The 12,892-nt window shown below is 33.5% G+C and carries 8 protein-coding genes; 4 read left to right on the forward strand and 4 right to left on the reverse strand.

All coding sequences use genetic code 11. The annotated features are described in order from the left end of the window. Window positions 1-153 precede the first annotated feature (153 nt). Window positions 154-6,549 carry a hypothetical protein gene (locus tag OA85_RS02115; protein ID WP_039107859.1) on the forward strand — a complete coding sequence of 2,132 codons (6,396 nt, stop codon included), beginning with the start codon at window positions 154-156 and terminating at the stop codon, window positions 6,547-6,549. Beyond that, complete coding sequence (locus OA85_RS16950) at window positions 6,500-7,177, forward strand: hypothetical protein (RefSeq protein WP_052257114.1); 678 nt, start codon at window positions 6,500-6,502, stop codon at window positions 7,175-7,177. Before OA85_RS02115 ends, OA85_RS16950 begins: the two co-directional genes overlap by 50 nt. A gap of 760 nt (window positions 7,178-7,937) precedes the next feature. Here OA85_RS16950 and OA85_RS02125 read toward each other — a convergent pair. Next, window positions 7,938-9,485 carry a Fic family protein gene (locus OA85_RS02125; protein ID WP_039107860.1) on the reverse strand — a complete coding sequence of 516 codons (1,548 nt, stop codon included), beginning with the start codon at window positions 9,483-9,485 and terminating at the stop codon, window positions 7,938-7,940. Window positions 9,486-10,526: 1,041 nt separating this feature from the next. Here OA85_RS02125 and OA85_RS02130 point away from each other — a divergent pair. Next, a complete protein-coding gene (locus tag OA85_RS02130) occupies window positions 10,527-10,949 on the forward strand; it encodes a hypothetical protein (RefSeq protein ID WP_039107861.1) in 423 nt (140 codons plus the stop codon). A gap of 22 nt (window positions 10,950-10,971) precedes the next feature. Further along, window positions 10,972-11,151 carry a hypothetical protein gene (locus tag OA85_RS02135; protein WP_039109286.1) on the forward strand — a complete coding sequence of 60 codons (180 nt, stop codon included), beginning with the start codon at window positions 10,972-10,974 and terminating at the stop codon, window positions 11,149-11,151. Window positions 11,152-11,395: 244 nt separating this feature from the next. Here OA85_RS02135 and OA85_RS02140 read toward each other — a convergent pair whose 3' ends face one another. From OA85_RS02140 to OA85_RS02150, 3 genes are read right to left on the reverse strand one after another with little or no spacing between them, the layout of a single operon-like run. Further along, a complete protein-coding gene (locus OA85_RS02140) occupies window positions 11,396-11,620 on the reverse strand; it encodes a hypothetical protein (RefSeq protein WP_039107862.1) in 225 nt (74 codons plus the stop codon). A 10-nt stretch (window positions 11,621-11,630) separates the two neighbouring features. Further along, window positions 11,631-12,026, reverse strand: coding sequence for a DUF5675 family protein (locus OA85_RS02145; RefSeq protein WP_039107863.1), 396 nt, complete (start codon window positions 12,024-12,026; stop codon window positions 11,631-11,633). Window position 12,027: 1 nt separating this feature from the next. After that, window positions 12,028-12,783, reverse strand: a complete 756-nt coding sequence (locus OA85_RS02150; RefSeq protein WP_039107864.1) for a hypothetical protein — start codon at window positions 12,781-12,783, stop codon at window positions 12,028-12,030. Window positions 12,784-12,892: the final 109 nt, after the last annotated feature.

The following is a 12,892-nucleotide window of genomic DNA, read 5'->3' on the forward strand; positions in this document are numbered from 1 at the left end:
AAAATCGCCCTCGTTATTTATATTCCTATGTTCACAAAAAATACAAGTTTCCGAAGTAAATGCTCGTTATTGACAGGATTTTTCAGAAAAACAATCTAATTAAAGTTTAGATAACGTTACATTCGTGTATCTGGAACAAAAACATAAAATTTGATGGGAAAAATAAAAACAGTTTCCGAAGCACCTGAATCAAATGCAGGAGATGACTTTCATATTTTATGGGGTATTAAAAAAACTTTTGACCTTTTAAATTTTGATGAATTTGGTTTAAAAGCAATTACAATTGAAGGCATCGGTTTAGCTGAAAGTGAAAAAATCGACCCAACAGGTAGAAAATTATTAGGTATTGATATTGTAGAGTTTTATGGTGAAGAGAATTTTAAGGAAGCAACTAAAGTTATTGTTTCTCAATTAAAATATAGCACTAGAAGAGCTGACGAAGAATGGACTTTCTATAAATTATACGAATCAAAAAATGGAAAGGGAATAGAAAAATCCATTATTAATAAGCTGGCGTTAATATTTAAAACTTTTTTTGATGAACATGGCAGAGACGAAACATTGAGCAAATTATCTCTGAAATTTATAAGTAATAGAAATTTTAATTCTGCTCAAAAAAACACACTTCTAAAGTTCCAAAGCGCTTATAATTTATTGGATAAAAAGCCGGTCGAATATGACAAAATAGGAGTAGATTTCTCGAAATCTGAAAAAACTGCAATTGCGAAAATTTACCACGCGTCAGGATTGTCAAGTTTCGAATTTTCAGACTTTCTCAGTATTTTCGATTTAGATGATTGTGGTGCATTGTCAAGAGAATTTTTAAATGAAGAAATCTACAAAACGATAAGTTCATTAAGTACAAGCTCAACTGATGAATACAATGCGCTTCATACGTTGGTTTGGAAAAAAATGATGCCAGAGTCTAAAGCTAATAATTACATTACAAAAGAAGATTTGTTAATGTGTTTTAAATGTGTTTTAGATGACTTATTTCCAGTCAATCAAAAATTTGAACTAATCCAAAATAAAATTGACCGGGAACAACTTCCTGACATTCTTAATGAAATTAATAATACTTCATCCGCAATTTGCCTGCATGGAGGAGCGGGAATTGGAAAATCTACAATCTCACAATTAATAGCTTCAACCGTTCCGAATCATTGCGAAAGTCTTCTATTCGATTGTTATGGTGGTGGTGATTATCTCAATCCATCAGATAAAAGACACGACCATCGCGAAGCCTTAACACAGTTGAGTAATGAATTGGCAAAAAAACTCAGCACTCCATTTTTATTGTTAAGGCAAGAGGATTCACATATTTTTTTGAAACAGTTTTTTAAACGGGTTCGCAAGGCAATAGACATATTAAGAAAACGAAACCCATCCGCATATTTACTTCTTATAATTGATGCTGCGGACAATAGCATAACGGCTGCGGACAATAGCTTATCAGAAAGTTTTGTACAAGATCTTATGAATGAGAATCTTCCTGACGGATTTAAGCTCGTGGTGACGACCAGAACAAATAGAAAAAATACATTGAAATTACCTCATGGTTACATTGACATTCCATTGCAGAATTTTAGCTTGCCAGAAACTACTGCATATATTCAAAATTATTTTCCTTCCTTAAGTGACCGGGAAATAGCAGATTTCCATAAACTTACTTCAGGTATTCCTCGCGTACAGTCTTATACATTGGATTTCAAGAAAATGGGTATTCAGGAAGTGATTAATTATTTGAAGCCTAATGGTAAAGAAGTAAAAGACCTAATTTTAGATAGGATTACTGAAGCAGCTAAAAGAATTGGAGATAATGGACATCGCATTATTGAAGATTTCTTTAGACTTCTTATTGCCTTGCCACGACCGGTTCCCCTTTCATATCTTCAAAAACTCAATCCGGAAGATTCTGTATTCTATACAGATTTATCTACTGATATATGGCACGGGCTAGTATTGCATAATGGATTGTTATCATTTAGGGATGAGGATTTTGAAAATTTTATACGGGAAAAATTTGAAGTCGACAGTCAAACAAAAACACAAATTGCAAATCTGTTCATCGAAGAAGCTGATAGTAGCGAATATGCATCTATAAACTTAGGTTTTGCATTATATGATGCTGCGTATAAAAATGAGTTGAAAGATATTGTGATTGAAAATAAATTTCGAGATATGCCTTCTGATCCTATTAGAAGCAAGGAAATTTATATCGAGAGGACGAAATTGGCTATGAAACTTAGTAGTCATGAAGATGATAAAATTACCTACTTCAAGCTTTTAATGATTGCTGCCGATGAAGCAAAGAAAGAAACTGCACTCACAAAATTGTTGATTGATAATGCAGAATTATCAGCGCTATTTAGTGATGATTCCTCTCTCTATAAAATAAATAGGAATTCAGAAGAAAGTGCGTGGGGCGGTTCTTTTAATTTTAAACTGGCTGCTATTTATTCAAGAAATGAAGAAACACATAAGAAAGCAAAAGATCATTTAAAGATTGTCGAAAAATGGATTGATTTGCGTCAAAGACTTGCGAAAGAAGAACGCGGAAATTATAGTATAATAAATGAAGATCTTGCATACGGTATGGAGGCATATTTACGACTAAAAGGTGTCGAAAGTGCAATTACTTGGATTAACAGATGGAAACCTAAAGAAGTCCGTTTATTTTCTGCTCTGATCTTTATGGATAATGTTTTTAGCATATCGACAAATGATGAGATAGAAAAATGGATACATCAGATAGATTTGCCACTTGAAGTAAATATACTAATCATTAATAAATTACATCAATTTGAAAAAACAGAATATATAGATATTACCAGTATTGCTAAGCAATTTCTGCAATCTATTGACAAATTACGTTTTGCTAAACATTTCAGAGGTCAGCTAATAGAGTTCTGCGAACTATTGCTTAAAAAAAGAGAAGTTAACCATCGTGATATATTAGAGATTCTGGATCGTATAGAAACAACTTCGCTTAATAGAGTTCCTTCTTTTTACAATAAATATCATCGTAGTCCTGAAGATGTAGAAATGGATTTGTATTTAAGGAAAAAAGCTATTCAGGAAGTAATTAATGATCAGGACTTCAATATTGAAAATTATTACCCTAAAAGTCTTACTATATCTGATAAGGAGAAAGATTATGATACTCGTGATCGCAATTCAAGAGACAAAAATGATTTTCAAAGATTCTTTAATCTTGCTATTCCGATTTATAGACTTAATGCTAATTATTACACAGGAAAAATAACTAACGACCAGGCATTAATAGAATTCCATAAACTAACAAGTAAAATAAAGGGTGATTGGGAAATCAGATATCACAAAAGCCATGAGTCAACCGGTCTCCTAAATTTTTTAGCTATCAAGCTTTTGCCATTAATTAATATAGCAGAAAATCAAAATTCTTTTATTGCAGAAATTATTGAGTCTGCAAAAAATAAGAATGAGTATCAGATTCCATTAAGAATATTAATTGCCCAAATTCTCGTCTACAGCCAGTCAAAAAATACAATTACACTGACATTACTAAATGAAATTGATACATCTGTAGCTATTTTAAATTTGTTAGCGCATGATGCCGTTGAATATTATATTGATTGTGCGCTGATAGCTACAAAAATTGATAGTTCCATTGGCCAGCATTATTTCAACAGAGCCGTTGATGCAGTTTCAGGAATTGATATTGAAGCATTTGATCAGATTAAAGGGTTGAGCAGTTTGACCAAAATGGGCATTCCAAAAGAAAATCCAAAATTGGCATATGAATTTTCGCGATTTATCGAATTCAGTTATGAGAGTTTAAGTGGATATGACCATTTTCCGTTTTATGACGGAATTATTGGTTTGATAAATTTAGACATTCGAAGTGCATATGCAATCACTTGCAGGTGGAATCACAAAGACATTGGATATTTCTTCAGAAGTTTGAAAACGATACTGAAACAAACGTTGGATAACAATGATGTCGATGATAATGTTGTTGCATCATTGCTCACAATACCAGAAGACTATCAAGATGATGATAACCTACACATTTATAAAAATCTTATCGATAGATTTAGCAAAAATAGCAAGGCAACAGAACTGAATTATTTTTTAAAGGCAACAATTAAACAATTTAAATTACGTCACAATCATTCTTTTCTTCAGGTCATTTATGACGAAATAAAAGATAATCGCTTTGTTACAACTGAAATTAAAAATGAATTACATGAACATACTGAATTCCAAAAAATTATAAAGTTTAAAAAGTCAGATAGTAACTATCCAAAATACAAGGATAGAGAACAAAAACACAATCTTGATGTGTCTTCCATAAACTCAACATCTACTGCCTCATTGGAAGAAGCTATAAAAAGCATTTCTATAGATTTAGAAAAATATGAACATCGTCTTACAGTAGATAATTTATTAGAGGATTTAAAAGTAAAATGCTCAGTAAAAGATCAGGCTCCTCAACTAGACGCTATTCTTAATTTGGATAAGGATATAATTGATTTTTTCTCAATAGAAAAGGCATTTGAACAAAGGCTTTCAGAATGGAAAATTAATCCGGTAGTGAGAAATTGGGCTGCGGATAATTTCAAAATATTTATTGAATTATGGTTTTCTGAATTTATTGATGAAGGTTATGGAGTTAAGATTTGGTTAGTATATAGATTTGCAGAACTATTTGGGATTGAAAACAATAAACTCTCAAAACTCTTAACAGATATTTTCGCTGGAAAAATAGATGTCTTATTTTCAGAAGCGATATATTCAGCCATTGAATTATTAAAATACAATCTTACTCCAGAAGAGAATGAAGTTATCATTGCATGGTCGCTTGACAGATGGAATCTTAAAATAAAGAAGGAAACGAATAAAAGCGTTTGGAATGAAAATCTAATTCCTCCCCAAAATCACAACGAGGTCATCGCAGGTGTATTAAGATACATATTGGGACATCCTGATAAAAGAATACGTTGGAATGCTGTACATGCTGTCCGCAGAGTAATCAATTTAGGCTGTATAGATTTATTAAATATTTTATTTAGTGAACAAAATAATCCCCATTGCACTCCATTTCAACAGGAAAATTTTACTTTTTATTGGATGTCATCTAAGCTTTATTTATGGATTGGAATAATGCGGGTGAGTGAAGAAAATCCATCTGCGCTATATGGATTTGCAGACAAAATCTATGCTGAACTGAAAGATGAAACTCTGCCTCACGCGCTCATAAGACATTTAATTAAAAAAACCTGTCTAAACTTAATAAAAGCTAATGGTGAGATATATAATCGTGATACGATTGCATCTATAAAAAGTACTCTTAAAAACAATTTTGAATCTGTAAAAGAAGATAGATCAAAAATGAAATTGGTAAAATCAGGTACAGGCAAAAAAACAATTTTCCATTTTGATTCAATGGACACTTTGCCATATTGGTTTGGTCCTTTGGCTCGAAAATTCAATATGTCTGAAAATGACATTGCCAGATTATGCGATAATTATATTTCAAATATTTGGAACTATCGCGGTGACCCACATAAAGATGACCATACTTTTACACATGGTAATGATTACTACTTAACACGTAATGATCATGGTAGCCTGCCTGTAATTGAGAATTTGAGAACATATTATGAGTACCATGCTATATTTTGCGCAGCCAATGAATTAATTACAACAATTCCACTTGTTGAAAAAAGTTATATGGGGAATTGGAATGGATGGCTAAAATCAAATGCCATTTCTTGGGGGCAGCAATGGCTTTATGACATGACCGATGAAATACCAATGGAAAGTAGGTTTTGGCTATCTGAAACAAGAATCTATGATAAAAAATGGAAAGATGAAATATCAACCGAAGTCTACGATGAAGCTGTTCAGATTAAAACTGAAAATCCTTTTTTAAATGTTTTTTGGAATTTAAAGACATACGATGGCGATGTCACTGAAGATATACATGTTCGCTCATGTCTTGTATCCACAAAAACTTCTGATGCGCTCTTAAGGGCTTTAGTAAATACAAAAGATAGGCATGACTATAGTATTCCTTTAGAAAAAGAGAAAGAAGTAGAAAATGATAATGAAGATTTTCAAATGCTTGGCTGGCTAAGAGAATATAGAGGAAAAGATGATACCTTAGATAAACATGACGGTATGTCAACAGATAATGCAAAATATTTTATATCGCTAGGAAAATACATTCAGTCAATTTTCGAACTTAAATTTTCAGCAAATCGAAAAGAAGGTTATCACGATAACAAATTGGTTTCAAAATTTCAATCTTGGAGTAACGTGGTCGATGAACGATATCATAGTTATGAAACTTCTGGAGATCGTCTGCAGGTAGATAAAAAATATTTATTGAAAATCCTGAAAACTACAGGCAAATCTTTGGTAATTAAATGTTATATAGATAGGCAGCTAAAGGAGCGGGATTACCAGTATGGTACAGCTCATAATACAGTAAAACTTTATTTAATTAAACCCGATGGAACAGTCAAAACACTCAGAGAGCCAGATTTTAGAATTGGGCAGTAAAATTATAAAACAGCTAGGACTTGAAGATAGCCATGATACATTAGGAAAATGGATGGCACAATATGTGGCTGAACTAATGCGCAATATTGAGATTTGTGAAAATCCAGAAGAAAAAAGCAAATTGCAAGCCGAATGTGCAGATTTAATAATGCAGTTATGGAAAAATAAAAAGTTTTTGCCAATCGAACAACCTATAGAAAATCTTAAACCAGTAATTAAAATTATAGAGGGATTAAAAGATAGACAGTATTCATTTTCAAGATTCTTCAACCTCGATAATTTAGATAAAGAGAAAGATGTCGACTGGTACAACTTCATTTTGTTAGTCAAAAATAACACAATGGAGATTTTTGAAATTATAATTTTGGCAAATGCAGTTTTACAAATTTTAGAGCATAAGACTGCTGATAATGTGATACCACTTTCTAAGAAGGAAAATGATCTTGTTGAATCATTATTAGGTCTTCTTCAGTCTAATCATACCATTTACAAATCATCTGAACAAGAATCAGAAATAGAAAAATTCAAAAACGGTAAAAAGTTAAAATTGATATTCGATAAGTTAGATATTCTTGTGAATCAACAAAAGGTGGCATTAACAAAATTGCAAAAAAAAATGATAAAGTAAATAATTTTGTAAGTCATTACCTCATTCATCTGCCAAAAAACATTTGCTTTTTATATGATTCATGAGCACTTTAAACATGATATAATCAATGAGTAAAGGCTAATAAACTTGTTTATAATAGATTTAATACTAGAACGATAAACGTAAATCTGCACAATAAACCAATCAAGTTTATTGTGCGATTTTAAGTTTACCAAACAAGGATAATGGTTACCATCAGAAAACAAAACGAGAGTAATTTTTATATAAAATCAACATCGTTATTTATATCCAATACTCCAATGTTCGCAAAAAACATCCGTTCACGTTTTCGTGAACAAACAAAAAAAGTGAACGCATGTTGCATATTGCGATATGTAATATGAGGTTTAGTATTGAAAAAGATATTAATTCTTTTATAATGGAAAATATTTTCCAAAAACACCATTTTACTGGAAAATTAAATCCGTTTTATCATCATAAAGTATTTATAATGGAAAATAGTTTAGTTTTATTCTTGTTCACAAATAATGCGTGTTCACGTTTTCGTGAACATTAAAAAAAAGTGAACACAGTATCTAAATAAATCCATTACAACGGCGATAATCGCCGTCAAAACACCTTTTTGTAAATAAAATAAGTGCTTTTCACCAATCATAGATACTTTTTACCCGTTTTTCCAAAATAATACTATTTTACACCTGTTTTTCCAAACTAAAACCAATTATTCCAAATAAATAACAATAAAAATTCACATTTCAAACAATCGAAGAGCATTCAATTAAATCTTAGCAATTGGTTTCCCATTGATAGAGGCTTCAACTAAATAGGCAATAAATCTGGCAAAGGGTTCAATATTCTGATCCACACTTGCCTGCTCAAGGGCGTCCATGTAGGCATCTCTTTCTTCAACGGGTATTACGGTCCATGGATAGCCTCCGGAAGACAACATGGCATTCATCAAAAAGCGTCCAATACGTCCATTTCCATCCATATAAGGATGAATAAAAACAAAAATAAAATGACCCAATACCGCTCGAACCGATGCTTCTTCCTCTTGCTCCAATAATTCAAAAAGAGTAGGCATTACATCTCGTATTCCATCTCTATTTATAGGAACATGTTTAGACTGACCTATATAAACCTGATGTGTTCTATAACCTGCTAAATCAGAAGGCTTCAACAAACCAATGGCAACACTGGGTGCAAACAATTCTCGATACCAGTCTCCATGCTCTTCATCAGCTACTTTTCCCGCATTTTTCCCGTCTAAAATATGACTAACACTTATTTTAACAGCATTAAAGGCTTGCCAATAGCCTCTGGCTGCCATGGCATCACGTTGCTTTCTGTCATCTTCATTTTCTTTGGCATTCCATGTCCCACTTCGAACCCTTTCAATCAGTTCTGGAGTTACTCGGTATTTTTCAATCGATAAAGAGTGATAGGCATCTGTGATATAAATTTCTTCAATACGTTTTAAATAACCTGCTTTGTCATTAGGTATTCCCAAAGATTTCGGGAAAACGGCAATAACTACCTTTCGCATCTCATGCCACATCAACCGTATTCTGTTAACATAAGGAGACCGTTCCCGAGTCGACAAAGTTATGGGTGTTTTTTGCTCAAACGGATCCACTTCTCTAACATCATAACCTGCAGACTTCATTGTTTTTTGAATGTCATTTGCAATTTTATCCTGACCAATATTTCTAAAAGCACCTACAATTCTTCCAGCCTTTAGACTATGCCCGCCATCAAGTAGCATTCCTAATAGTTCCGATGCGTCGCTAATTAAACTTAAAGCAGTTCTGACATCTGTTGGATTACTTGTAAATAAAGAAGGGGAACAATAAACAATAGAAGAAGCCAAATTTAAAATTCTAAGTCCCTTTATAATCTCAATCGATTCTATGTCCGACAATGGAGATTTCATGGTAAACAAAGTGGTGTTAAAAAGTAAAGGAGTTAGTGAATTATTCCCTTTTGTAGATCGAATAATCATTTGATGAGGTACAGAATCATTTCCGGCATGCATCAACAAGGATTGGTCTGCAGCAACACAATAATCATCTCCATAACGATCTTTTAAATACCTCGAGCAAAACCCCCAATAGGAAGTATACCAAGAGGTGCTATCTCCTTTTCTTTCATCATGTGGAACAGAAATATACCATCCTTTAAAAACTTCACGAATAAAACCTTGATCTATCAAGCGTTCTTTATGCACCCGACTCAAATCCGTTGCTTTGATACCAACGATTTTTTGGTCCTGTAGCTTTTGAAGCAATTCTAATGATGCAGCTAATTTTTCTCCTGGTGTTGCCATTTAATACCATTTATATTTAGTATACTGTTCGATTGTATAATCGGTATAATTTGTGTTTTAAGCATTGTATTATGCTGTGGGTTATTTATTAAATTATGCCGTGCAAATCTTATTGTATATTGACGTGTGTTTGTTATTATATAATGCAAATATACAAAAGGATTTAAAATATAAAGAGGATGAACTGAAAAATAATTGTTAAACATCACGGGCAATCAAGCGGTCTCTCTTCGGTCGTTCTCTTTGTTCCGTTCGGCAGCTACAGTCAGTCAACCTTACATTTATATAAGAACGCTTTTCGCAAATAAACATTTTATTCTTTCAATACAATAATTAGGTCTCCCTCCATTCCGCAGACACTTCACAGCACTAAAAAAAACAGCAGCTTGAAAATAAGCAGCTGTTTTTTTGCACTGTTTCGTTCCTCATCTTCACACGTTCACTTCCTTCGTTTGGCAGGGCTATTACATCCACAATACCGCTTCATTCCGTTACACTCCGCAAGCTACGTTCCACTACATTCCAGCAGTATTATGTCTGTCGCCCTTTATTTTTTCAGCGGTTGCTCCTTCGCACAGCCATCGGGGTTGGCGCCGTTCCGTGAAAAACGTCACTTCGCCCTAAATCAAGGAACGCCACAGGCTGTCTCTTATTTTCTCCCCCGCCGTTTCACGCCCTTACTCCTTCATTTTGCGTCTCGTCCCTCGCCAGCTGCAATTCTCGGCTTCAGGTGGCTGTTCGATTGCCGCAACCCCGCCTCTGCGCTCCTCGTCTCGTCCGAAAAGGACAAGACTGCGGTGCTTGGGGGTGTTTGATTGCCGTTTCCATAATAAAGTCCCCAGAGGAACCTCAACAAGACAATAGTGCAATTTCTTGAAAAGAAAGAGAAAAAAACACAGCAAACATAGCATCCATTCCTCACTTTCAGTCGGTCGTTCCTTCCTCCATTTTCGTTCTTCATTTCTGCTGTTATAACGGCTTTCTTTTTTTCTCTTTTTTCTTTTCAAAAAATTAAGGTCGAATCCCTAACACCAATGTACGATGCCAAAATTCATCATTAAAACACACCAAAAAAATGCCGTTTACAAAGCAAACCAAATCTTCATACTTAACAAAGGGATGAACAGTGGCAAGCCTCAAAAAGAACCATATACCAATAGTTTTGTAATCCTATTTCAAAACGAAGAAGATGCCGAAACAGTGTATTGGTTGGCCTATAGTTTATGGAAATCCAAATTCTGGCACCAATCATTAGTTGGTTCCATAATTCCATTTTTACGACTTTCGGACTTCAAAAACGAGTTTTACACAAAAGCTAATCTGATGATGCAAGAGCATGATGAACATATTAAAAATGTTGCAGCACTCAAACTTTTAGAGCAAAATGAAAAACAATTGCATAAAAATATAAATCTTATCAATGACTTACGTAAAGTCATTATTTACAAGTATTACAGGAAATAATTATAAACTTAAAGCAAAAAAAATGAAACTTTTTATTTTATATCAAACAGATAATTGGAAGAGTAAAGCTTCAAGAGTTTGCTTTGGAGTTTTTGATACCAGAAATAAGGCAATTGACAGTGCAAAATATAATGGGCTATATTGTTCTTGTGCTGAAGTAGTAATTGAAGAAGTTACTTTAAACCTATTTGAAGAAAATTAATTTTTAGAAATAAAAAATGCCCAATCCATTAGGAAAGGGCATTTTAATGTCTAATTCTAGGTCACCACAACTCGAATCAAACTATTTTTTGTGCTTCTTAATAAAAAATTTGAGTACTAAAGATATTGTAAAACTAACAAAGGCACCAACAGATGCTAGTACAACCGTTTTTAAAACATCTTCCGAATGCAAATTCGGCAATACACTTAAAAATGTACCGCCAGCGGTACCCATTAATGTATGATTACTTGCTTGCATTAGCATCTTCGCTGCTGGTTGTAATCTGACTTACGGCCGATAGTACACCGCCAGCAACAGCCAAATAACCTCCAATTGAACTAACAATAATGGGTAGAGCAACTGGCGCTGCTAAAATAGTTGCGCCAACAGTAGCCAATGCTAATCCTATATTTCGAAGCACTTTAAAAAATTTAGGTGTTGGAGCTTTTGCTCTTTTTACTATATTCATAATTAGAATTTTAAGATTGAATAATTAATAAAACCTTTTCCTCTCGCTCCAAAGTTTTGTATACTAAATTTTTCAATTTAACAAAAGCTTGTCGCGATTGAAGACCTAAGCCAGGTCCAGAAAATTTCGTTATAGGAGCAATACAACCATTTAATTCTTTTTGAGCATTATTGGCAGGATGAAACAAAATCAAACTTCTGTTTTTTACATCAACTACCTCAATATGCCATTGAAATTTCCGACTATATCGCTTTCTTAATAAATATTTCCCTTCCGGAATGCAGGAAACCCTTTTCTCGTTATTTTTCCAAGGTAATTCAATAGTACAACAGATGAATTTGCCCTCATATTCGAGTTTTCCGTTTGTTCCATCAGGGAAATAAGTTCTGGATAGTACTAAAACCATCTTACAATCCGCTTACTTGTACCAATGCTAATGGGTTGTAGGATCCATTTTTCAAGGAATACATTTGCCCATTTACTTCTTGATAAAACTCAACTCCCAAAGCTAAAAATAAAGGTTTTGTACTCCCCGGAGTTACTGGATTAGTTTGACTGATAGCAACTGTAGGAGCGGTATCCCATGGAAGAATAGCAGTTTCTGAATTGGTAACAACAAAAGTTTCTGCTTCAAAATCAATTTCTGCTCCTGCTGAAATAATTTTAAAGTGAGTAGATCCACTTGGAGCTATAATCATATTCGTTGGAATAAAAGAAGCTAAATCAACACTAATATCTCCCGTAGCACGGTCAATTGTTCCCACAAAAGGAGCAAATAAACTAGTTCCCAATTTCCCTCTGATGTTGAACTCAAAACCAGATAATAATTCTGCTTCTCCATCAATAATATTTCGCAACCCTCTCACGCTGGTAACATCAGCTTGAATAACTTTGACCATTTGTTGTGTAAGACGACTTACCATTCTTCCGTCAGCAGAATTTATCAAAACAGCTCTCAAAGCCGTTCTTAAAATCTTTCCAGCCTTTCCAGCTCTTCCAAATTCAGCCCCATTTTCACGGGTTCTTTGAAAAGCAGGATCATTCTTAATTCTGCTAGCGTCAATTCCTCCTTTTTCACGAGCCAAATGACCGTCCTGAGTTTTATAAAAAGTAATATCCCCGATAGTGCCTTTCAATTTAATTATGCCTTTCTGTCTTGCCATAATTGCTAAAATTTAAATTAATAAATTGTCTAAATCATCTTTCTGTTGCAACATCTTCCGATTGATTATGAAGCAAATTTTAGTCAATTAAACCATATAAAAAATACTC

The organism is Flavobacterium sp. AED (assembly GCF_000812945.1).
In the GTDB taxonomy this organism is placed as follows: domain Bacteria; phylum Bacteroidota; class Bacteroidia; order Flavobacteriales; family Flavobacteriaceae; genus Flavobacterium.